19 protein-coding genes and 1 pseudogene are annotated in these 20,836 nt (G+C 70.6%); 13 read left to right on the top strand and 7 right to left on the bottom strand.

What is annotated here, in order from left to right; all coding sequences use genetic code 11:
• Positions 1-57 precede the first annotated feature (57 nt).
• Both ACYVF7_RS30145 and ACYVF7_RS30140 read right to left on the bottom strand, forming a co-directional pair.
• A complete protein-coding gene (locus ACYVF7_RS30145) occupies positions 58-1,311 on the bottom strand; it encodes an MFS transporter (RefSeq protein ID WP_460347402.1) in 1,254 nt (417 codons plus the stop codon).
• Between the two features lie 168 nt (positions 1,312-1,479).
• Positions 1,480-3,102, bottom strand: a complete 1,623-nt coding sequence (locus tag ACYVF7_RS30140) for a CehA/McbA family metallohydrolase (protein ID WP_460347400.1) — start codon at positions 3,100-3,102, stop codon at positions 1,480-1,482.
• A gap of 196 nt (positions 3,103-3,298) precedes the next feature.
• On the opposite strand from ACYVF7_RS30140, the gene ACYVF7_RS30135 reads away from it, so the two are divergent.
• From ACYVF7_RS30135 to ACYVF7_RS30125, 3 genes are read left to right on the top strand one after another with little or no spacing between them, the layout of a single operon-like run.
• Positions 3,299-3,754, top strand: coding sequence for a PadR family transcriptional regulator (locus ACYVF7_RS30135; RefSeq protein ID WP_460347398.1), 456 nt, complete (start codon positions 3,299-3,301; stop codon positions 3,752-3,754).
• Positions 3,751-4,350, top strand: coding sequence for a hypothetical protein (locus tag ACYVF7_RS30130; RefSeq protein WP_460347396.1), 600 nt, complete (start codon positions 3,751-3,753; stop codon positions 4,348-4,350). Before ACYVF7_RS30135 ends, ACYVF7_RS30130 begins: the two co-directional genes overlap by 4 nt.
• A 3-nt stretch (positions 4,351-4,353) precedes the next feature.
• Positions 4,354-4,773 carry a hypothetical protein gene (locus ACYVF7_RS30125; protein WP_460347394.1) on the top strand — a complete coding sequence of 140 codons (420 nt, stop codon included), beginning with the start codon at positions 4,354-4,356 and terminating at the stop codon, positions 4,771-4,773.
• 150 nt (positions 4,774-4,923) lie between these two features.
• Here the strand turns inward: ACYVF7_RS30125 and ACYVF7_RS30120 are convergent, their stop codons facing one another.
• Together ACYVF7_RS30120 and ACYVF7_RS30115 are read right to left on the bottom strand one after the other, a co-directional pair.
• Positions 4,924-5,973 (bottom strand): S1 family peptidase, encoded by a 1,050-nt coding sequence (locus tag ACYVF7_RS30120; protein ID WP_460347392.1) that lies wholly within the window; start codon positions 5,971-5,973, stop codon positions 4,924-4,926.
• Positions 5,974-6,197: 224 nt separating this feature from the next.
• On the bottom strand, positions 6,198-6,872 hold the full coding sequence (locus ACYVF7_RS30115) for an SRPBCC family protein (RefSeq protein WP_460347390.1): 675 nt from the start codon (positions 6,870-6,872) through the stop codon (positions 6,198-6,200).
• Between the two features lie 158 nt (positions 6,873-7,030).
• Here ACYVF7_RS30115 and ACYVF7_RS30110 point away from each other — a divergent pair, with 158 nt between their 5' ends.
• Positions 7,031-7,678, top strand: coding sequence for a TetR/AcrR family transcriptional regulator (locus tag ACYVF7_RS30110; RefSeq protein ID WP_460347388.1), 648 nt, complete (start codon positions 7,031-7,033; stop codon positions 7,676-7,678).
• Between the two features lie 52 nt (positions 7,679-7,730).
• Here the strand turns inward: ACYVF7_RS30110 and ACYVF7_RS30105 are convergent, their stop codons facing one another.
• Both ACYVF7_RS30105 and ACYVF7_RS30100 read right to left on the bottom strand, forming a co-directional pair.
• The gene (locus ACYVF7_RS30105) at positions 7,731-8,063 is read right to left on the bottom strand and encodes a YciI family protein (RefSeq protein ID WP_460347386.1); all 333 of its coding nucleotides are present in this window, start codon (positions 8,061-8,063) and stop codon (positions 7,731-7,733) included.
• A gap of 88 nt (positions 8,064-8,151) precedes the next feature.
• On the bottom strand, positions 8,152-9,639 hold the full coding sequence (locus ACYVF7_RS30100; RefSeq protein ID WP_460347384.1) for a bifunctional aminoglycoside phosphotransferase/ATP-binding protein: 1,488 nt from the start codon (positions 9,637-9,639) through the stop codon (positions 8,152-8,154).
• Between the two features lie 181 nt (positions 9,640-9,820).
• On the opposite strand from ACYVF7_RS30100, the gene ACYVF7_RS30095 reads away from it, so the two are divergent.
• From ACYVF7_RS30095 to ACYVF7_RS30055, 9 genes and pseudogenes are all read left to right on the top strand, one after another.
• On the top strand, positions 9,821-10,252 hold the full coding sequence (locus ACYVF7_RS30095) for a universal stress protein (protein WP_460347382.1): 432 nt from the start codon (positions 9,821-9,823) through the stop codon (positions 10,250-10,252).
• 267 nt (positions 10,253-10,519) lie between these two features.
• Positions 10,520-12,016, top strand: a pseudogene (locus ACYVF7_RS30090) (GNAT family N-acetyltransferase); the annotation flags it as partial.
• A gap of 386 nt (positions 12,017-12,402) precedes the next feature.
• Positions 12,403-13,050, top strand: a complete 648-nt coding sequence (locus ACYVF7_RS30085) for an acetate--CoA ligase family protein (protein ID WP_460347380.1) — start codon at positions 12,403-12,405, stop codon at positions 13,048-13,050.
• 120 nt (positions 13,051-13,170) lie between these two features.
• Positions 13,171-14,268: a 4Fe-4S dicluster domain-containing protein gene (locus tag ACYVF7_RS30080; protein WP_460347378.1), complete on the top strand. Its 1,098-nt coding sequence runs from the start codon at positions 13,171-13,173 to the stop codon at positions 14,266-14,268.
• Positions 14,261-14,749, top strand: coding sequence for a Crp/Fnr family transcriptional regulator (locus ACYVF7_RS30075; protein WP_460347376.1), 489 nt, complete (start codon positions 14,261-14,263; stop codon positions 14,747-14,749). Before ACYVF7_RS30080 ends, ACYVF7_RS30075 begins: the two co-directional genes overlap by 8 nt.
• Positions 14,746-15,549: an FAD/NAD(P)-binding protein gene (locus ACYVF7_RS30070; RefSeq protein ID WP_460347374.1), complete on the top strand. Its 804-nt coding sequence runs from the start codon at positions 14,746-14,748 to the stop codon at positions 15,547-15,549. The genes ACYVF7_RS30075 and ACYVF7_RS30070 overlap by 4 nt, the downstream gene beginning before the upstream one ends.
• Entirely contained in the window at positions 15,550-16,308 is a 759-nt protein-coding gene (locus ACYVF7_RS30065) for an NADH-quinone oxidoreductase subunit B family protein (RefSeq protein ID WP_460347372.1), read from the top strand.
• Positions 16,295-17,587 carry a Ni/Fe hydrogenase subunit alpha gene (locus tag ACYVF7_RS30060; RefSeq protein ID WP_460347370.1) on the top strand — a complete coding sequence of 431 codons (1,293 nt, stop codon included), beginning with the start codon at positions 16,295-16,297 and terminating at the stop codon, positions 17,585-17,587. Before ACYVF7_RS30065 ends, ACYVF7_RS30060 begins: the two co-directional genes overlap by 14 nt.
• Positions 17,584-18,054, top strand: a complete 471-nt coding sequence (locus ACYVF7_RS30055) for a hydrogenase maturation protease (RefSeq protein ID WP_460347368.1) — start codon at positions 17,584-17,586, stop codon at positions 18,052-18,054. The genes ACYVF7_RS30060 and ACYVF7_RS30055 overlap by 4 nt, the downstream gene beginning before the upstream one ends.
• 8 nt (positions 18,055-18,062) lie before the next feature.
• On the opposite strand, the gene ACYVF7_RS30050 is transcribed toward ACYVF7_RS30055, so the two are convergent.
• Complete coding sequence (locus ACYVF7_RS30050) at positions 18,063-20,468, bottom strand: glycoside hydrolase family 65 protein (protein WP_460347366.1); 2,406 nt, start codon at positions 20,466-20,468, stop codon at positions 18,063-18,065.
• Positions 20,469-20,836: the final 368 nt, after the last annotated feature.

Raw genomic sequence — 20,836 nt, 5'->3', positions numbered from 1 at the left:
CCGCGTCCGCCCGTCGCTCATCCTCGCTCCCTCTCCGGACGCCGCTCGGTGGCCATCTCACGCGTTCCCGGCGATGGTCCGTCGCGGCTGGGACGCTCGGCGTACGGCCGTCGCGGTGAAGACGGCCGCCGCCATGGCCACGACGGACAGCAGGCCCAGGCCGATTCCGTAGCCGCCGTAGGCGCCGTAGATGGAGCCCATCACCAGTGGCGGCACGAACCCGCCCAATCCACCGGCCGCGCCCACCACTCCGGTCACCGCGCCGACCTTGTCCGCCGGAGCCAGCACCGCCACGAGAGCGAAGGTCGCGCCGCTGCCCGCGCCCAGCGCCGCGGCCATCACCAGGAACGCGACCGTTCCCACCGGCATCAGCGGCGGAGTGAACGCCTGCACGGCCGCGGCCACGGTGACGACCCCCAATGACGCGGTCAGTGCCCGCACCGGGCCGAGCCGGTCCGACAGCCAGCCGCCGATCGGGCGCATCACGACCGCCAGTGCGACGAACCCGGCCATCCGGTTGGCCGCGTCCGCCTGCCCCAGCCCGTATTCGGTCTTCAGATAGGTCGGCAGATACACCGAGAACGCCACATATCCGCCGAAGGCAACCGCGTACAGCGCGGAGGCCTGCCAGGTCACCCGCAGCCGGGCGGTCGCCACCAGCCGCCGCGCCAGCGGCTCGGCCGGCGCCGTACGGCCGGGCGCCTCCCGCAGCACCAGCGCCGCCGCCACCGCGTACACCGCCAGCAGGATCGCGGTCTCCACGAACGGCGTCGCGGTTCCCCATCGGTCGGCCATCTGCACCGTCGTCAGCGCGCTGATCGCGGTGCCGCCCATCCCGACGCCGAAGACACCGATCGCCAGGCCTCGCCGCTCGGGCGCGAACCACTGGTTGAGGAACGGGACGCCCACGGCGAACGCCGTGCCGCCGATACCGAGGAAGAATCCTCCGACCAGCAGCTCGCCGATCGACGAGTGCCCGGCCAGCCCCAGATACAGCACGGGGACGATGGTCGCCGCCGACACCAGGGGGAACATCACCCGCCCGCCGAACCGATCGGTCAGCGCCCCCACCGGAATCCGCCCCACGGACCCCACCAGCACCGGGACCGCCACCAGCAGCGCCTGCTCAAGAGAGCCGAGATGCAGCGTGTCCTTGAACCGGGGACCGAGCGGGCTCAGCAGCGCCCACGCCCAGAAGTTCACCGCGAACCCGAGCGTCGCCATCACCAGCATCACGACCGGACGCCCGCCCGGCCCGGTCCTGACCGGCTCGCCCGACCGCCGCCCTGCCCGTTCCAGCGGTCTGCCCATCGCCCGCACCTCCGCCGCGCATGACCGTCACGCGATGCGTGATGGACTCCGTTTCCGGATCTGCGCTGCGCATCGATGGTTGCCTTCAACCCCCCTTTCCACCCTGACCGATGGCGATCGGCCGAGACAGGGACCTTGGTCCCGTGCGATTGGGTACGGCGGAGTTCGTCAGGCGCCGGAGCGCCGGAGGAAGACCGGGTTGGTCAGGGCGGCCATCGGGCCCCACATGAGGTTCGGGCCCATCGTGTTGCCCTTGCCAGGCGTGCCGTCGGCCATCGGATGCCGGACCTCCGCGCGCACGTAGGCGGCGAGCGAGGTGGTGGTCTGCCACACGACGCTGCCCGAGCCGGAGGCGGGCAGCGACTCCTGGTGCATCTGACCCTCGTCCGTGATGAACCGGACCGTGCCGTTCGGCACGCCCTCGACGTCGAGCCGTACGTCGATCGGAGCGCCAGTGGGCGCGGTCAGCGTCTCGCCGATGCCGGCCTTGCGCCCGTTGCCGGTGACGGTGAACGTCAACTGCACCGTGTGCGACTCGGCGATCCAGGTGTGGCCCGCCCGCAGGCCGCTGAGAATGGCGTCGGTGGCGAGGTCGTCGGCGTACACGACGTTGTGCGGCAGGCCGATGACCTGCGGTTCGCTGTGGGCGTCGCTGTTGCCCATCGCCGGGATCCAGCGCTTGCCCGTGCGCACGGCCTCGCCGAGCATGGCGTCCCAGGTGTCAACGGCGGACTCGTCGTCGTAGGTCCAGGGGCCGTTCCACACCTCGACGGCGTCGGCGTCGTCGTACCCGAACTTCCATTGGCAGGCGACGTACGGGCAGTACGGATGGGCGGGCACCACGAGACCGCCGACGCTGTGCACCTGCCGTGCGAAGCGGCCGAACGCGTCGTCGCGCGAACGGTAGCGCCAGTCGATCCACTCCCCGGCGGGCAGGCCGAGGGCCAGCCAGTGACCGTTCCGGGTGGTGATCTCCTCGCCGGTGAGGATGAGCAGGTCATCGCCGGCGTACTGCCCCCAGACGGCGTGGGATGAGGACGTGTTGTGGTCGGTGGAGACCATGAAGTCGAGTCCGGCCGCCCGGGCGCCGGCCGCGACCTCGGCGGGCAGCCTCTTGCCGTCGGAGTACACCGTGTGCAGATGCCCGTCTCCGCGATACCAGGCGCGACCGCGGCCCTTGGCGCGTTTCGGCGGGTAGTTCGGGGTGAAGGCCGGGCCCGGCTCGCCGTACGTCAGCGTGATCTGGACCTGGTAGTTCATGCCCTGCGGCGCCACCTGGTACGGACCGAGGACGATGTGCCAGGTGCCGGGGTTGACCGGACCGGGCAGGTAGCCGGGGGTGGCCTCGCCGTTGCTGATCTCGAACGAGGTACGGAACCCGCCGGACCAGCCGCGGAAGCCCTTGCCGCCGAGCTTGAGACCCCGCTCGTCGAAGACGCCGATGTCGCAGGAGTTCCCCGGGGTGCCGGCGGGGACGGCCGGCTTGTCGTAGGAGTACTGCACCGAGATCTTCTGCACGCTCTTCGGGACCTCCACCGGGAGGTACACGAAGTCCGCCGCGCCCGTCGCGAGATGTCCCGTCACGACGCGGGTCACCTGGCCGTCGGCCGGGACGGTGTCCTTCGTGGTCTCGTCGGCGCGGGCGGGGGTGAAGGAGATCGGGGCGAGGGTGAGCGCGGCGCCCGTCGCGGCCGCCATCAGCAGGCGCCGCCGGTCGACGGTGTCCGCGCTCGGCTGCACGCCGTCGTCCAAGGGGGTGGTGCTGTGCTCACAGTTCTCGTGACGGCACATGGTGTCCTCCTCGGGTCGGGCCGGACGGCACGTCCGCGCGGCATCGATGCCGGATGCTCCTCCAGCCGATCGAACGTCAGATGATCTTCGCACGAATGACACGGATCACGTGGGTGGCGGGAAGGAGAGATCGGCGTTCGCGGAACGAACCGGCGGGCCCTCGCGACCGGCCTTAATGTATGCATACAATAAGGACATGAAGCGTGAGAGCCGGTCGACCCCACCTCACGGGGGAGACCCACCGAAGGCCGCGCGGAACCCGAAGCCGGCCGGTGTCCAGCGGGTCACCAAGCAGCAGCTCGACATCGCCTATGTCCTCCTCGACGCCCACGTCCGCGGCGAGGAGCTCCACGGCTACGAGATCATGAAACGCTCCGGTCGCAACGGCCCGACCACCTACCGGGTCCTCGACCGGTTCGAAGACGCCCACCTGGTCGACTCCCGGTGGGAGGACCGCCCGGAAGGGGACGAACGGCCCCGCCGCAGGTTCTACCGGCTCAACCCGGCAGGCGCGGCGTTCGCCCGCGAGCTCCTGGAGGAACGCCGCCCCGAGGTCCTGCGCGAGCTCGGCCGTACGGAGCCCGGCCGGTCCCGCGCGCCGCGGCCGGGGCTCGGCACCCTGTTCAGCGGGCTCGCCGGCGGTGCCCGATGAGCGTCGGGGAGATCCTCCTCAGCATCCTCGTGGGCCTGGTGGCCAACGAGGTCAGCGACATCTCGCCCTGGCTCGCCGTCAGGCTGGTGCGCTGGGCCGCGTTCCGGATCTACGCTGCCGACCCGCAGCGCGCGGCCGAACACGCCGAGGACTGGCAGGCGCACATCGACAGGTCGATCCCGACGAAGCTGGGGAAGCTGTTCTTCGGGCTCGGCTTCGGCGTCGCCGCGTTGTGGCGCACGGGCACCCGGCGCGCCGGCCATGGCCCTGCGATCCCCCGCGCCGGCTTCCAGCACATTCCCCGGCCGGTCCGCGTCGGCGTGCTCATCGGTGTCGTCCTGGTGGCGATCGCTGACATCTGGGGGCCCGTCTTCGAGCTCGGGTTCCACAATGAGACGGTGTCCGTCATCGGCGCTGTCCTGTTCGGCGTCCCGGGCCTGGCCATCATGTGCCTGTCCGTCCTGTACGGCGTGGCCGTTGGTCTCTTCCGCCGCCGGCGGGGGCCGGTGGCCGCGCGTCTGGGCCCGGTCTCCTTCAACGTCACGGTGACGGTCGGCTCGATGAAGATGGTCATCGAGCGGAAAGCGAAGGAGTAGCCGGTGCCTTCGCTCATGACGATCCTGCAGGTGCTGCTCGCCGTGGTGGTCGTGGCGGCGGTGGCGGAGGCGTGCCCGCTTACGGCGCGGCTGTCGATGGCGGTGGTGGGGTGGTCGGCGCGGCGGCGGTACGGGTGCGATCCGTCCCGGGCGGCCGAGCGGGTCGAGGAGCTGCGGGCGCTGGTGCGGACCCGGCCGGGTGGCCGGCTGCTGGGGTTGGCCACGGCGTCTGGATTCGCGATGCCGGAGGTGTTCGCCGCGGTACGGACGACTGCCGTGGGGAAGTTGCTGACCGTCTGGGCGCGTCTTGTGGTGACGCGAAACAGTCTGCGTTATGCCCGAGCGTTTCTGGGAACGGCGGATGCGATCCGTGCCGGGGCGCCCGATCCGTCGGTCGTCGCACGCGCCCGCGAGGTCCTCTAGACGCCAGGACCTGATTTACTATGTAAAGGCCGCAGCCGAGCTGGCCACGGGCGATGGCGGAAATGGTGCACCCGGCGGCTCGGTCATGAGCCGAAACCGCCGGGTCGACCGGGTGCCGGACGCCGGCGCCCGGCACCTTCGTTCGCTTTCTCAGGGCTGGGGCTTGTCCCACAGCGTGAAGGAGAAGTCTCGCAGGACGCTGGAGACGGGCTGGTAGAACGTGGTGCCGCCTGAGGAGCAGTTGCCGGAGCCGCCGGAGAGCATTCCGAGTCCGGTGCTGGTGTCGTAGAACGGGCCGCCGCTGTCGCCCGGCTCGGCGCAGGCCGTCGTTTGGGTCAGGCCGAGGACCGTGTCTCCACTGGAGTAGGTCACGGTCACGTTGAGCGCTGTGACGGTGCCATGTTGGACACCGGTGGTGCTGCCGCTGCGCTGCACCGCCTCGCCGACGAAGGCGTCGCCCGGGCGGGCAATGAACTGCCTGGTGCCGGCCACCGTCCCCCAGACGTGGATTCCGGCAGTGTCGTATTGGACGACGCCGTAGTCACCGCCGGCGCCGAAGACGTTCGGCTGCCCCAAGCTGCTGCCGAGACGGCTGGTCAGGCCCTGGTTGGCGAACCAGGTTTGGCTGAAGTGCGTGCAATGGCCGGCGGTGATGAAGAAGTGCCCGGCGCCGTTGAACACATTGAAACCGAGTGAGCAGCGCGCCGTACCTCCCGCACCGCTCGCCCAGATGGCCGTGCCGTCCAGCATGGTGGGGCCGTCGAGCGTGGTCAGCTTTCCGTTGAGAGGCACGATCCTGGCCGCCGCCCCCAGCTTGCCGGCGACGGACTTGAGCTTGGTCAGCTTGGACCCGGTGACGGTTTTGTCCGCCGAGACCACGACCTGGTCGGTGGCCGGGTCGATCGCCCAGGCGGTACCGGGGATCCGGGCGGAGCGGTAGAGCTCGTCGGTCGCCCTGGTGAGGTCCGCGTGGCTGCGAGCGACCATTCGCGGGGTCGCGTTGGCCGCACGGACGCTCTGGGCGGCGGAATTGTCGGTGACAGTGACGATGAGCCGGCCCGTCGCCTTGTCGAAATACGAGCCGGCGCTTCGGTTGTCGCCTAGGCGCTTGGCCAGCGTGGCCGCGACGTCCGCCAGATGTTGCCGGTCGGTCGGCACCGGTTTCGGCGATGGCGACGCGGCGGCCTGTGCAGTCGGCATAACAGCCGAGAAAGCCGCCGTCGCGACCATCGCGACCGCGCATGAGAATGAAGCGATCTTGGCCATTGTCCCTCCGGGGGGATTTCTTGGACGCGCCGGTCATGACTGGCCGCGTTCCCTTTCCGTCAGGACGTTAGGCGACTAACTAGACAATGCGAATCGGTCGAATTGTGCAACCTGGGCAGTCGATGATGGGTAATTTCACCCACGCATGAAGGAACCGACTAGCGGGAGCGGGCCTCGGCGGCGGCCTTGAGGTCGGCCAGCCAGGCGTCGAGGCCTGGTGCGAGGTAAGTGATGGCGGTGGCCGGGTCGGTCTCGATCTGGTCGCCGGTCCAGCTTTCTTCGGTGCGGACGAGGACGCCGCCCTTGACCCTGATGAAGTTCCAGACGTGGACGCCCCGGTCGATGCGCAGCCCGTTGCCGATCGCGGGTCCGGTCCAGCGGACGCACCGGTCGTGCTTGATCTGCTGGACGGTGGAGGTGATGACCAGGGCGGTGGCGGGGGTCGTGGGCGTGGCGGGGGCCGGAGTGGTCCACTGGAACCGCGAACCCTTCCGCAGCGCTCCCGGGTCCAGCCGCTTCATGCTGGTGACGGCCGTCTGCCAGGAGGGCCACCCTGTCACGTCGGTGTGCAGCTTCCAGACCGTGCTCAGCGGCGCCTTGATGAAGGTCTCGGTCCGGTGGTGGAGCTGGGCGGTGGGATCGATGCCCTGACCCAGACAGGTCAGCGACTCCGGCGGAGTGGCGTGGCCGGACGTCGCGCTTCGGCCGGCGGTGGCGGCATGAGCCGGTGTGGCGGCGGTGGCGCCGAGGAGTCCGGCGGCGGCCAGGGGGGTCGCGAGCAGGGTGGAGCGCAGGCGGGCCTGGTGACGTGGGGATCGTGTGGTGCTGGTCATGGCGCTTCTCCTTGTTGCTTCGTTGGACCGGCGATGAGGCCTTAGTTCCTCTCGCGTTAGTTAGAGGCTATAACGACCACGGTTTGAGAGGCAATAGGAAAGGTGAGAGGCTCTAACTAGACCTCGACGACGCCACGCTGATCGGGAGGGAGCGGCTGATGACGGACCCAGGTGGGCAGAGCCCGCGGGAGCGCTACCGGGCTCAGGTGCGTGCGGAGATCAAGCAACACGCGTGGGAGCAGATCGCCGCGGAGGGGGTGTCCGCGCTGTCCCTCAACGCGATCGCCAAGCAGATGGGCATGAGCGGCCCTGCCCTGTACCGGTACTTCGCCGGCCGCGACGAGTTGATCACCGCGCTCATCCGCGACGCCTACCGAAGTCTCGCCGACACCGTCCGGGCGGCGTTCGACTCCGGTGCCGACCTGGCCGGGCTGGCTCGCGTCATCCGGGAATGGGCCCGGAGCGACCCGCACCGGTATTTCCTCATCTACGGCACGCCCGTCCCCGGCTACCACGCACCCGACGACACCACGGCGATCTCGTTCGAGGTCATGACAGTGCTGATCGACGCCTGCGGTGCTCCATCGGCGGACGAACCGGCGACCCCGTTCGACGCCCACCTCGAGAACAACCGCCAGTGGGTCGGCGGCCACCCGGCAACGGCCGCGACGCTGCACCGCGCCCTGTCCTTCTGGACCCGCCTGCACGGCGTACTGTCGCTCGAACTCGCCGGCCACTTCACGGGAATGAAGTTCGACCCCGGCCTGCTGATCGCCGACGAACTGAACGCTCTACCAACGGAATGACGGATCATCGACCGCGGCGGACCGCCGATGTGTGAACGCCGCAGCCGGCGGCCTACGGCGTTTCCCGCAACGGCCAGACCTCGACGACCCCGTGCGCGACCGCGCAGGGGGTCTCCGATGCGAGCTGGACGGCTTCCTCCAGTGTTGCCGCTTCGATGATCGCGAACCCGGCGACGGGGAGAGCCGACGACATGAACGATCCGCGCTCCACGCTCGTCCCGGCACCGTCGTGGTTTCGGACCTGTACGGGCGAGCCGGCGATCCCCATGTCGGCTCCCGCCGCACGCAGGCGAGCGTCATGGGCGTGTGCCTGGTCGCGGACCGCCGCGTCGGTGCGGTCGTAGCCTTCCTGATCGCCGTACCCGATGGTCACGAATTTCGCCATGGCAGGAGCTCCTTAGGGTTCGTCTGGACTGCCTGCCAGTACTGACCTTCACCGCGCCCGCAACTCATCGGTGCGTCCGACCGCCGGATCAGTCCGGGGACATGCGTGGGCGCCGTTGCCAGGAATGTTCGGGCCCGTGGGGCCGGACGGCCCTCAGCGCCCGCTCCGCCGAGTCTTCGATCGGTCCGGACGTGTCGATCGCGACGGCTTCCGGCCACGGGTCGGTCGATTCGGCCATCTGAGCGGCGATCGCCGGGTCGGCGTCGGACACGCCGCGGGGGCGGGTGCGCAGGCGTTCGGTGGCCAGTGGGGTGTGGCACCGCAGGGGGATCAGGTCCGCGTGCGTCTGGTCGGCGGTGCGGGCGGCGTCGGCGCGATGCTCGGCCGATGTCCAGGAGGCGTCGATGATGACGGATTCGCCGTAGGAGAGCAGGCGCGCGGCGCGGTCGAGGAGTTCGGTGTAGGTGCGCCGGGTCCAGAAGGCGTTGTAGATGCCGGTGCCGTACGGGGCTGACGCCGGGGTGTCCGGTGCGAGTTCGGCGAGTTCCTTGCGTACGCGATCGCTGCTCAGGACGGTGTACCCGAGCCGGTCGCCGAGGGCTTCGCTGAGGGCGCTCTTGCCGGTGCCGGGCAGGCCGCCGACCAGGATCAGGCCGACCGAGCCGGCATTCAGGTGACGCAGCGCGATCTCGGTGTAGTGGCCGGCGTCGCCGGCCGCGTGGGTGTCTCCCTGGCTCCAGCGCAGGCAGGCGACCTTGGCGCGGACGAACGCGCGGTAGGCCACGTAGTGGTGGCGCAGTGACGGCGGGGCCGGGTCGTCGGCGTATTCGGCGTACCAGGCGATGAAGTGCTCGGCGAAGTGCGGGGCGTCCAGGCGTTCCAGGTCCATGGCCAGGAACGCGGCGTCGTCGAGCCCGTCGAGCCACCGTAGGTGGTCGTCGAAGTCGAGGCAGTCCAGCACGCGGGGCCCGTCGTCGAGGCAGAAGATGTCGTCGGCCATCAGGTCTCCGTGCCCGTCGACGATGCGTCCCTCGTGGATCCGGGCGGTGAAGAGCGGCTCGCGGTCTTCCAGGAAGCGTAGGGTCAGCCGTTCTGCTTCGGTGGCGTCGGAGGCGTCGATCGCGCGTCCGTGGAACGGCCGGACCTGGTCGAAACTCGCCGTCCACCGCTCACGCAGGGCGTCGCGGGTTCCCTGAGCGGAGATCTCGGCGCTGCGCGGCGAGGCGGCGTGGGCGCGAGCGAGCAGGCGCGCGATCGCCCGCAGCGCGTCGTCGACCGGAACGTGCGCCCGCACCAGGTCGGAGAGGCGGCGTTCGGCGGGCATCCGGCGCATGACGACGAGATGGTCGCATGGTGTCCCCGAGGACATGGTCACGTCGGCGACGCCCAGGTAGACGTCGGGGGCGAACCGCCGGTTGAGTTCGACCTCGCGGTGACAGGCTCGTTCCCGGCGGTCGCGGGTGGAGAAGTCCAGGAAGCCGAGATCCACCGGTTTCTTGAGCTTGTAGGCCCGGTCTCCGGTGAAGAACACCACCCCGGCATGGGTCTCGGCGACGTCCGCGGCCCAGGACTCCATGGTCCCTTCTTCCACACTGGCAGCCTGGCGTGCGGGGCACTTGTATCACCAGGGGCGTCGGTCCTGCGGAAACGGCCCGAAGGCCCCTGGGCACCGGCCGTCCGGCTGTGTCGGACTGGATCAAAGGCCGCGGCCCGGCGGCCACCGGCGGGCCGCTTCGCCGGTGCGGAGGGAGGCTGTCATGGCGGGAATCGTGGTGGGTGTCGACGGGTCGGCCGATTCGCACGTGGCGCTGGAGTGGGCCGTCGCGGAGGCCGAACGGTGGAAGGCGCCGGTGACCGCGATCATCGTGGTGCCTCGTATGGTGACCGTCGGTGCGGGCGCTCCGATGCTGGGGCCGGTCGATCAGGAGACGCTTCAGGCCATGGGCGAGACCGTGCGCGCCGCGGTGGACAAGGCCGTGGTAGGGCATGAGGTGCCGGTCGAGGTACGGGCGATCTCCGGCGTTCCGGCCGAAGAGCTCCTGAACGCCTCGGCGGACGCCGACATGCTCGTCGTCGGATCCCGGGGCCACGGCGGGTTCGCCCGGCTGCTTCTGGGCTCGGTGAGCAGCCAATGCGTCCACCACGCCGGCTGCCCGGTCGTCGTCGTCCCGTCACGCGCCCGAGGCTGACGCGGAGATCCGACAGAGGTCGAAGGTCCCGCCCTTGGGTGACGTCGGCCCGCTGACCGGACGATCCAGCCGGTCGAGGGTTGAAACGTGGTCGAACGAACGGGGCGGCAGGCGCCGTACGATGACGCCTCCCTGACAGGAGGCGCCATCGCGGCAGAGCGCGCGCCGGCGGAGCCGGCCTTCGCGTTGCTCACCGACGGCACCGCGATCCAGATCCGCGAAGTAGGTCCGGGTGACCTGGAGGCCGTACGAGACCTGCACCGCGGCATGTCGCTGGAAAACCTCTATCTGCGCTTCTTCGGCCTCAGCCCGCGGATCGCCGACGCGGTCTCCGTACGGCTGTGCCGCAGGTCCGGCTCGGCCCATGCTGTTCTCGGCGCCTGGCTCGGCGATGAGCTCGTCGGCGTCGCGAACTACGAGCCCACCGAGGATCCCGGCAGCGCAGAGATCGCACTCGCGGTGGCGGACGGAACGCACCACCGCGGTGTCGGCACCTTGCTGCTGGAGCACCTGGTGTCGCTGGCCCGCTCTCGCGGCGTGCGGGAGTTCCGCGCCGACACTCTGGTCCAGAACGCCGCGATGCTGCGCGTGTTCGCCTCCGCGGGGCTCGCCGTGCAGCGCGGCATCGCGGACGGTGTGGTCGAGGTGCGGATGCCGTTGACGGCGGACGCGCGATACCTCGACGCCGTCGCCGAACGGGAGCGATACGCGGACGTCGCGAGCCTGCGCCATCTGTTGTGCCCGGCGTCCGTGGCCGTCGTCGGCGCCGGACGGCGTCCCGAATCGGTCGGCGGGGCGATCCTTCGCAATCTGGTCTCCGGTGGTTTTCCCGGCACGGTGTTCGCGGTCAATCCTCGTGCGGGCGAGCGGCTGGCGGGTGTGCCGTGCGTGGCGTCGATGGCCGCCCTTCCGGAGGCTCCGGAACTCGCCGTGCTCGCGGTGCCGCCGGACGCCGTGGTCCAGGTCGTCGAGGAGTGCGGCCGGCGGGGAGTGCGATCACTGGTGGTGATCACCTCGGGCTGTGACGGCCGGGCGTTGCTCGCCGCCTGCCGGCGGTACGGCATGCGGCTGGTGGGGCCCAACTGTTTCGGCGTCGCCAACAGCGCCGTGCGGCTCGACGCGACCTTCGCCGCCCGATCTACCCGGGCGGGGCCGGCCGGGGTCGTCGTGCAGTCCGGCGGCATCGGGATCGCGCTGCGCGAGCATCTGTCCCGCCTGGACATCGGCGTGTCGTCGTTCGTCTCGGTCGGTGACAAATACGACGTCAGCAGCAACGACCTACTGCTGTGGTGGGAGGCGGACCCGGCGACTCGCCTGGGCGTCCTGCACGTCGAGTCGTTCGGCAATCCGCGCAAGTTCGCGCGGACCGCCCGGCGCGTCGGGCGCCGGATGCCGCTGTTGACCGTCGTGGCGGGGCGCTCGGCGGCCGGGCACCGTGCCGCGGCGTCGCACACGGCGGCTGCGGCGACGCCGGCCGTCACGCAGGAGGCGCTGTTCCGGCAGGCCGGCATCATCGCGACCCACGGTCTCGGCGAGCTCCTCGACGCCGCCGCGCTGCTCGCCCATCAGCCGGTACCGGCTGGTGAACGCGTCGCCGTCATCTCGAACGCCGGGGGCGCGGGCGTGCTGGCCGCCGACGCCTGCGAAGACGCCGGCCTGACCGCCGCCTCATTGAGCGAGAGAACCGTCTCCGAGCTGACGCGGCTCCTGCCGCGCGGAGCGGCCTGCACCGGCCCGGTCGACACCACCGCGGCCATCGACCCCGAACGGTTCACGCGCTGCCTCGATCTCGTCGCCGCCGATGACGGGGTGGACGCCGTTCTGGCACTGGCCGTCCCGACGGCGGCCTCCGACCTGGCCTCCGCCGTCGCCGCCGGTGGAGCCGCCAAGCCGCTCGCCACGGTCGTTCTCGGCCAGCCCGAGTCGGTGCGCGTCCGGTACGGGCCCGGCGATCGGCGCGTCCCTTCGTACGCCTTCCCGGAGGACGCGGCCCGTGCCCTCTCCCTTGCCCGGTCCCACGGCCGATGGCTCGAACGCCCGGCCGGGGACGAGCCACTGTTCTCTGACCTGCGGGAGAACACGGTGACCCGGATCATCCGGCGGCACCTCGACGCGGTTCCCGAAGGCGGCTGGCTGCCGCGGCCGGCACGATGGAGCTCCTGGACGCGTACGGGTTGCCGCTGGCGACCTGGCGCCCCACCACCTCGGCGGACGAAGCCGTACGCGCCGCGGCCGAACTCGGCGATCACGTCGTGCTCAAGGCGGACGTGCCGGGAATCGTGCACAAGAGCGACGCCGGTGCGGTCGAGCTCGACCTGCGCGGCGAAACCGATGTCCGGTGCGCCTACGCCCGGCTGGCCGCCCGCTTCGGCGATCGGCTGGGCGGGGTCCTGGTGCAGCCGATGGCCCGTGGTGGCGTCGAGGTTCTGTGCGGGATCGTGCAGGAGCCGGTCTTCGGCCCGCTGGTCGTCTTCGGCCTGGGCGGGGTCGCCACCGAGGTGCTCGGCGACCGGTCGGCCCGGTTGACGCCGCTCACCGATGTGGACGCCGCGGAGCTGATCCGCTCGGTGCGCAGTGCGCCCCTGCTGCTGGGGTATCGGGGCGCACCGGCCGTGGACACCGCGTCGCTGGAGGAGACTCTGCTGCGGCTGTCCCGGCTTGCTGACGATCACCCGCAGATCGCCGAGGTCGACCTCAATCCGATCATCGCCCGGCCCGACGGTGTCGTCGCCGTCGACGCGAGGGTCCGCGTTCTTCCACAACGACGCTGGGATCCCTACCTCCGCCGTCTCCGCTGATCACCGGCCCTATCGGTAGGACCGAGTGACCTGGGTAGACGGGACTTATGGCCCTCCTCGCCGGTCGGCCACGCCAGGACGCTGAAAGAGGAGGGGCAGCGTCCGTGAGGGGGCATGGACATGGCCTGGATGGTCGATGGCTTGGCCGGGCTGCACGCTGCGCTGATCGATTCGGGTTATACGGTGATCGGTCCGACGGTTCGTGACCGGGCGATCGTGCTGGCGGAGCTGGCGTCGGCGGACGATCTTCCTTACGGCTGGGGCGTCGCGCTGGAGCCGGGTGGGTACCGGATCCGGCGTCGTGCGGACTCCGCGGCGTTCGCCCATTCGGCGGGGCCGCAGTCGTGGAAGCCGTTCCTGCACCCGCCGCGTTCTAAGCTGTGGGACGCCCGCCGTACCGATGACGGTTTTGAGATCAGTGAGGCCAGGGAGAAGCCTCCGCGTTACGCCTTCCTGGGGGTACGCCCCTGCGATTTGCGGGCCATCGGGATCCTCGACCGGGTCCTCGCCGGTGGCGGGAACTCCGACGATGCCTATGCCGCGCGCCGGGACGGTGTGTTCATCATCGTCGTCAACTGCACCGAGCCGGGGGAGACGTGTTTCTGCACGTCCATGGGGACCGGGCCGGGGGCCGACTCCGGTTATGACCTGGCGTTGACCGAGTTCACGGGGGAGGGACGATTCCTCGTCGACGTCGGCAGCGACGCGGGAGCCGGCGTGCTCGCGCGGATCGAACGCCAGGAGGCGGACGCGGTGACCGAGACGCGGGCGCGGGCGGAGGTGGACGCGGCAGCCGGCCGGATGGGCCGGGAGATGCCCGCCGAAGGCCTGCGGGAGCTGATGGCCGGAAGTCTGGAGGCGGCCCGTTGGGACGATGTGGCCTCACGCTGTCTCACCTGCGGTAACTGCACGATGGTCTGCCCGACCTGTTTCTGCACGACCGTCGAGGACGTCACGGACCTGACGGGCGAGCACGCCGAGCGGTGGCAGCGCTGGGACTCCTGCTTCGACCTGGACTTCTCCCATCTGCAGGGCGGAAGCGTGCGCACGTCGACCAGGAGCCGCTACCGCCAGTGGCTCACCCACAAGCTCGGGACGTGGCATGACCAGTTCGGTTCTTCGGGATGCGTCGGATGCGGGCGGTGCATCGTGTGGTGCCCGGTCGGAATCGACCTGACCGAAGAGGTGGCCGCACTCCGGGAGGAAAGCGATGGGTGAGCGGCCGCACGCACTGCCGGGCTCGGCGCTGACCTGCCACGCCTTCGTCCGTGACATGCCGGAGCACCACATCGCGAGGCTGGCCTCGGTGGCGTGCTACGAGGACGTGCCAGCCGGGCACCGCTTCTTCGAGGAGGGTGGTTCCGCGGACCGGTTCTGGTTGATCCAGGCCGGCCGGGTCGCCCTGGATCTGCACATTCCGGGCCGTGGCACCGTGATCGTGGAGTCGCTCGGGCGGGGTACGGTGCTGGGCTGGTCGTGGCTGTTCCCGCCGTATGAGTGGCGGTTCGGGGCCGTCGCGGCCGAGCCGGTCCGCGCGATCCGGCTGGACGCGAGGGCGGTGCGGGAGATGTGCGCGAAGGATCCGGCGCTGGGGTACGAGCTCACCCGCCGGTTCACCGCGGTCATGCTCGACCGGCTGCAGAACACCCGGATGCGGCTGCTGGACCTGTACGGCGCGCCGTTGGGGCGTGAGGTATGACGGCCATGACGCCGGTCCCGTACCGGGTGACGGAACGGCGTGAGGAGACCCGGGACACCGCGACGCTCGTCCTGGAGCCGTGCGGTGCGCCGATCCCGTGGATCCGGCCCGGCCAGTTCACCATGCTGTACGCGTTCGGCGTCGGGGAGGCGCCGATCTCCGTCAGCCGTACCGGAGGAGTGATCGAGCAGACGGTCCGTGACGTCGGCGCGGTCAGCCGTGCGCTGGCCGGGAGCGGGCCCGGGCGGATGGTCGGCGTCCGGGGGCCGTACGGCGTCGGCTGGGGTGTCGAGGACGCGGTCGGCCGGGACCTGGTCTTCGCCGGGGGCGGGATCGGGCTCGCACCGCTGCGCCCGGCTCTGCTGTACGCCCTGGAGCATCGTGAGTTCTATGGCGCCATCACGGTCCTCATCGGCGCCCGCACCCCTGCGGACCTGCTGTACCGGGCCGAGCTTGACCGGTGGCGTGAGCGCGGTGCACGCGTCGAGGTGACGGTCGACCGCGCCGGCGCCGGCTGGCCCGGCCACGTCGGGCTGATCACCTCTCTCCTGGAACTCCTTGACGCCGACGCGGCGAAGACCACGGGATTCATCTGTGGCCCGGAGATCATGATGCGCCTGACCGCGGAGGCGCTGTGCGACAGGGGCATGGCCGACGTGCGGATCTCCCTCGAACGCAATATGCGCTGCGGCGTCGGGTGGTGCGGCCACTGCCAGCTGGGTCCCTGGCTGATCTGCCGGGACGGCCCGGTGGTGGCCTACCGGGACGCCGCCGCGCAGCTGAGCGTGAAGGAGCGGTAGATGGCGCCCAAGCTCGCGGTGTGGAAGTTCGCCTCCTGTGACGGCTGCCAGCTCAGCCTCCTCGACTGTGAGGACGAGTTGTTGACGCTGGCGGGCGAGGTCGAGATCGCGCATTTCCTGGAGGCCTCCAGCGCCGTCGTGGCGGGCCCGTATGACGTGTCGCTGGTCGAGGGTTCGATCTCCACCCCGGCCGACGCCGAGAAGATCCAGCACGTCAGGGAGGCCTCTCGGACGCTGGTCACGATCGGGGCCTGCGCCACCGCGGGCGGCATCCAGGCGCTGCGGAACTACGCCGATGCCGAGGAGTACCGGTCGGTCGTCTACGCCAAGCCCGAGTACGTCGCCACGCTCGCCGACTCCACACCGATCTCCGCGCACGTGCCGGTCGACTTCGAGCTTCGTGGCTGCCCGATCGACCGGGGGCAGCTGCTGGAGGTGATCTCGGCCTACCTCGCCGGGCGTAAGCCGGGTATCCCGAACCATCCGGTGTGCTTCGAATGCAAGATGCGTGGCACCGTATGCGTCATGGTCGCCCACGGCACACCGTGTCTGGGCCCGGTGACCCACACCGGCTGCGGAGCGATCTGCCCGGCCTACGGACGCGGCTGCTACGGCTGCTTCGGGCCCGCGACCAGGGCGAACATGGGTTCGCTGAAGACCTGGCTGGGAAACATCGGTATGTCACGCCCGGAGGTGGACCGGGCGTTCTCGACCTTCAACGTCGCCGCGTTCGAGGAGCAGCCGGATGACCCACCGTGAGCGCACCTTAAGCGTGGGCGCCCTGGCCCGGGTGGAGGGTCAGGGCGCGATGTACGTACGCGCTCGCGACGGCGTCGTGGAGGAGGTCCGGCTCGACATTTACGAGCCGCCCCGGTTCTTCGAGGCATTTCTGCGGGGCCGCGCCTACACCGAGCCGCCCGACATCACCGCCCGGATCTGCGGGATCTGCCCGGTCGCGTACCAGATGAGCGCATGCCGGGCCATCGAGGCCGCCTGCGGCGTCACCGCGGACGAGCGCATCGAGGCGCTGCGGCGCCTGCTGTACTGCGGGGAGTGGATCGAAAGCCACACCCTGCACATCTACCTCCTGCACGCCCCCGACTTCCTCGGCTACCCCAGCGCCGTGGAGATGGCCCACGACCACCGGCACGCCGTCGAGCGCGGCCTGGCCCTGAAGAAGACCGGCAACGCGATCATGGAATTGATCGGCGGCCGGCCCATCCATCCGATCAACGTCCGCGTCGGCGGCTTCTACCGGGCTCCCGCTCGCGCCGAGCTCACGCCGCTGGCCGAGGGGCTGCGCCGGGCGCTGGATGACGCCCTGGCCACCGTGGAATGGGCGGCCGGCTTCGACATGCCCGAGGACGAGCTCGGCCATGAGTTCCTCGCCCTCACCGCGGACGTCTACCCGATCGAGGCCGGTCTGCCCCGTACCACCGGCGGGCGGACGTTCGCGGTCACCGACTTCGAGGACCACATCGTCGAGGAACAGGTGCCGCACTCCACGGCCCTGCACGCCCGCCTGGCAGCGGGCGGGCGCTACCTGACCGGGCCGCTGGCCCGGTACGCGCTGAACCACGACCGGCTCTCGCCGCTGGCCCGCGAGGCCGCGCGGGCGGCCGGACTCGGCGAGACCTGCCGCAACCCCTTCCAGAGCATCATCGTCCGCGCCGTCGAGGTCGTCTACGCCGTCGAGGAGGCGCTGCGGATCATCGAGGCCTACCGGCCACCAGCCGAGCCGTTCGTCGACGTGCCGTTCCGCGCGGGCACCGGGCGCGGCGCGACGGAGGCACCGCGGGGGGTGCTTTTCCACCGTTACGAACTCCGCTCGGACGGGACGGTCGGCTCGGCGCGCATCGTGCCACCGACCTCGCAGAACCAGGCGGCGATCGAGGACGACATGCGCGAGGTGGTGCAGGCACGCCTCGATCTGGACGACGCCGCGTTGACCGCGGTGTGCGAGCGGGCGATCCGCAACTACGACCCGTGCATCTCATGCGCGGCGCACTTCCTCGACCTGACCGTGGAGCGCTCGTGATCGTCATCGGCGTTGGCAATGACCTCCGCCGTGACGACGGTGCGGGCCCTGCCGTGATCGGCGAGCTACGCGACCGGCGGCTGAAGGGTGTGACGCTCGCGGTCTCCGACGGTGAGCCGGCCCGTCTGATCGAGCTGTGGGCCAAGGCGGACCTGGCCGTCGTGGTCGACGCCGTACAGACCATCTCGGGCGAGCCCGGTCGCGTCCGGGAACTCGACTCCATCAACGGAGTCCACCCCGGCACCAGCAGCAGCCACGCCCTCGGACTCGGCGCCGCGATGCGCCTGGCCGAGGCCCTCGACCGGATGCCCGGCAGGTTGCGGATCTACAGCATCGAAGGCGCCGACTTCGGTCTCGGCCCCGGCCTGTCACCACTGGTGGCCCAGGCCGTCAGCGAGGTGGCGCAGCGGATCACCACGCTCGCCCGGGACGCCCACCAGCAGCCGACCGGCAGGCCCGACGGATGATCCGGCCGTCACCCGATCTCTTCGGCCTCTCCCGGCCGGGCGAACCAGACGGTTCGCCCGGCCGGGAGGGTGGTGACCGGCCCGCCGTTCACCGCGATCCGGATCGGCGGCTGTGCCGATGGGCGCAGCCCGATGCGGATGCCGGTGTGGTCGGCGTGTAGGCGGATTTCCCAGTGGCCGCGGTAGCGCAGTTCCATGCCGAGGCCGGGGAGGCCGGGCGGCAGGCGGGGGTTGAGGCGGAGGACGTCGCCGTGGAGCTCGAGGCCGGTGTAGCAGCGTTGTGCCAGGTCGAGGGTGCCGGCCATGGCACCCAGATGGACGCCCTCCGCGGTGGTGCCGCCTTGGACGTCGTGCAGGTCGCTGTCGAGGGCCTGGAGGAAGAACCGCCAGGAGGCGGCGCGGTCGGAACGAGCGAGGACCCAGGCGTGCACGATCGCGCTGAGGGTCGAGCCGTGGGAGGTGCGGGCCAGGTAGTACTCGATGGTCTTCGGGATGGCGGCACGGTCCAGGCCGTAGCCGAGCCGGTCGAGCAGGGCGGCCAGCTGGTCGGCGGACAGGAGGTAGAAGAGCATGAGCACGTCGGCCTGTTTGGAAGCCTTGTACCGGTTGGTGGTGTCGCTTTCGGCCTCGAGGATGCGGTCGAGGCGGCGGATGTCGCCGTACTTGGCCCGGTATCCGTCCCAGTCGAACTCGGCGAGTTTCTCGTATCCCTCGAACTGGCTGATGATCCCGTCGGTGTGGAAGACGACCCGCAGTCGCTGGCTCACGTCTTCGAAGCGCGCGAGCTCCTCGGGCCGCAGGTCGAGATGTTCGAGAAGCTCGGCGCGGCGCCCCGAGGGCAGGAGGCCCAAGACGTCGAGCGCGCGGCACAGTGTCCAGGCCGCCATGACGTTGGTGTAGGCGTTGTTGTCCAGGCCTTGTACGGCCGAGCCAGGGTAGGCGTCGTGATACTCGTCGGGGCCCATCACCCCGCGGATGTCGTACCGGCCGGAGGACGTGTCCAGGGTGGCGAGGTCCGCCCAGAACCGGGCGATCTCGAGGAGCATCTCCGCGCCGTACGAGGAGAGGAAATCCAGGTCACCGGTGGCCTGGTAGTACTGCCAGACGTTGTAGGCGATCGCGAGGCCGACGTGCCGCTGCAGCCGGGAGTTGTCCGGCAGCCACCGCGCCGAGCGCGGGTTGAAGTGCATCCGCGGGGTCTCGTCCCGGCCGTCGCTGCCGCTCTGCCACGGGTACATCGCACCGGTGTGCCCGGCCTCCCGGGCCGCCTGACGCGCCGCCGGCAGCCGGTGCCAGCGGTAGAGCAGGAGCGAGCGTACGACGTCCGGGAAACGCAGGCTGAGAAAGGGCAGCACGAACAGCTCATCCCAGAAGACATGCCCTCGGTAGGCCTCGCCGTGCAGCCCGCGGGCGGGAACGCCGACGTCGAGCCCCACGGTGTGCGGGGACAGCGTCTGCAGCAGGTGGAACAGGTGAAGGTTGATGGTGCGCTGCGCGCCGGGGCGGCCGACGTCGAGGCGGGCGCGCCGCCACAGATGTTCCCAGGCCAAGCCGTGCCGGTCGCGCAGTTCCGCGAAACGCGGTGCACGCTCGGCTCCGAGCCGGGACGCCGCCAGCGGCCCGTCTGTGGCCCGGTCGCGGGACGTGTGCAGCGCCACGACCTTCTCGACGGTCACCGGCTCGTCGCGACGCGCTTCCACGGTCAGGCGCTGGGCGATCCACCCTGGCCCGTCCCGCGTCTCGCGCCGTATCGCCCCGTCGGCGTGCACGGTCGTACGCGCGGCCTCGGCGATGCGCACCGCCGATGTGACCGTCTCAGCGTCAAGCCAGATCAGATCCTTGTCGGCACCGGTCGAACCGGCGAGCAGGTGGACGTCGGCCAGCCCTCGGTAGCGGGCCACGCCGCCGTTGCGGACGCGGCCGTCCAGGCCCGATCGGATCTCCAGCGTTCCCGACCAGTTCTCCGCGCGGATCGTGGTCCGCAGCGCGGCCAGGTGAGGATCGTCCATGGACACGAGCCGCTCCTGCTCGACCGCGGTGACACGGCCGGCGACGTCACCGTAGCGAAGACGCCGGGTGAGCAGTCCGTGGCGTAGGTCCAGCTCCTGCCGGTAGCCGAGCAGGTCGGACGCACGGACGTCGAACCATTCGCCGCCTTCGGGGCGGAACGTCAGCGGCAGCCAGTTCGGCGCGTTCACGAGATCTTCGTTGACCACCGTCCGTCCGGCCAGCGGTGACGACAGCCGGTCATAGCATCCGGCGATGTAAGTGCCGGGGTAGTGCACGTCGTCGGCGGTCGCCTCCGGGACGGCCCCGCGGGTGGCGAAGTATCCGTTGCCCAACGTGCACAACGCCTCCCGCAGGCGTTCCGCGTCGGGGTCGAAGCCGTCGTAAACGACACGCCAGCCCCCCATGGCCCGCCCCCTCCCGCTTGCTCGCAACCTCATCTCAGCCCGCCGGGCATCGTTCGCAGGAGAGGCGGACTTCCCGTCGATCCGGGACTTCCGTCCCTGCCAAAACCGATCGTCGGGCTTCCTGGGTCTCCGCCGCGAACGGCGTGAGTGCCGCCTTCCGCCTGTGCGGGAGATCTCAAGGCCACAAGGAGGTCCGCGACGGGACCTTCGACCCCTGGCGGTGTTCATCGTCGGCGGATGCGATGGAACCGAAGGTGAACGCGGTGATGAGGGTGCCCGCGTTCTTCCCGACGTCCCGATCGCCGTCGTCGGACACCGTAACTCATCAGCCCGACCGTCGGCCCGTGTGGTCGTCGGCGCGGACACCG

The organism is Actinoallomurus acanthiterrae, assembly GCF_054775715.1.
Note: the sequence above shows the minus strand (reverse complement) of the source record. Positions and strands in the feature narration are given on the sequence as shown.

Bases quoted from the DNA above. Each gene is read 5' to 3' on its own strand.
- ACYVF7_RS30145 (WP_460347402.1), bottom strand. From the start codon at position 1,311: ATGGGCAGACCGCTGGAACGGGCAGGGCGGCGGTCGGGCGAGCCGGTC.
- ACYVF7_RS30140 (WP_460347400.1), bottom strand. From the start codon at position 3,102: ATGTGCCGTCACGAGAACTGTGAGCACAGCACCACCCCCTTGGACGAC.
- ACYVF7_RS30135 (WP_460347398.1), top strand. From the start codon at position 3,299: ATGAAGCGTGAGAGCCGGTCGACCCCACCTCACGGGGGAGACCCACCG.
- ACYVF7_RS30130 (WP_460347396.1), top strand. From the start codon at position 3,751: ATGAGCGTCGGGGAGATCCTCCTCAGCATCCTCGTGGGCCTGGTGGCC.
- ACYVF7_RS30120 (WP_460347392.1), bottom strand. From the start codon at position 5,973: ATGCCGACTGCACAGGCCGCCGCGTCGCCATCGCCGAAACCGGTGCCG.
- ACYVF7_RS30115 (WP_460347390.1), bottom strand. From the start codon at position 6,872: ATGACCAGCACCACACGATCCCCACGTCACCAGGCCCGCCTGCGCTCC.
- ACYVF7_RS30110 (WP_460347388.1), top strand. From the start codon at position 7,031: ATGACGGACCCAGGTGGGCAGAGCCCGCGGGAGCGCTACCGGGCTCAG.
- ACYVF7_RS30105 (WP_460347386.1), bottom strand. From the start codon at position 8,063: ATGGCGAAATTCGTGACCATCGGGTACGGCGATCAGGAAGGCTACGAC.
- ACYVF7_RS30100 (WP_460347384.1), bottom strand. From the start codon at position 9,639: ATGGAGTCCTGGGCCGCGGACGTCGCCGAGACCCATGCCGGGGTGGTG.
- ACYVF7_RS30095 (WP_460347382.1), top strand. From the start codon at position 9,821: ATGGCGGGAATCGTGGTGGGTGTCGACGGGTCGGCCGATTCGCACGTG.
- ACYVF7_RS30085 (WP_460347380.1), top strand. From the start codon at position 12,403: ATGGAGCTCCTGGACGCGTACGGGTTGCCGCTGGCGACCTGGCGCCCC.
- ACYVF7_RS30080 (WP_460347378.1), top strand. From the start codon at position 13,171: ATGGCCTGGATGGTCGATGGCTTGGCCGGGCTGCACGCTGCGCTGATC.
- ACYVF7_RS30075 (WP_460347376.1), top strand. From the start codon at position 14,261: ATGGGTGAGCGGCCGCACGCACTGCCGGGCTCGGCGCTGACCTGCCAC.
- ACYVF7_RS30070 (WP_460347374.1), top strand. From the start codon at position 14,746: ATGACGGCCATGACGCCGGTCCCGTACCGGGTGACGGAACGGCGTGAG.
- ACYVF7_RS30065 (WP_460347372.1), top strand. From the start codon at position 15,550: ATGGCGCCCAAGCTCGCGGTGTGGAAGTTCGCCTCCTGTGACGGCTGC.
- ACYVF7_RS30060 (WP_460347370.1), top strand. From the start codon at position 16,295: ATGACCCACCGTGAGCGCACCTTAAGCGTGGGCGCCCTGGCCCGGGTG.
- ACYVF7_RS30050 (WP_460347366.1), bottom strand. From the start codon at position 20,468: ATGGGGGGCTGGCGTGTCGTTTACGACGGCTTCGACCCCGACGCGGAA.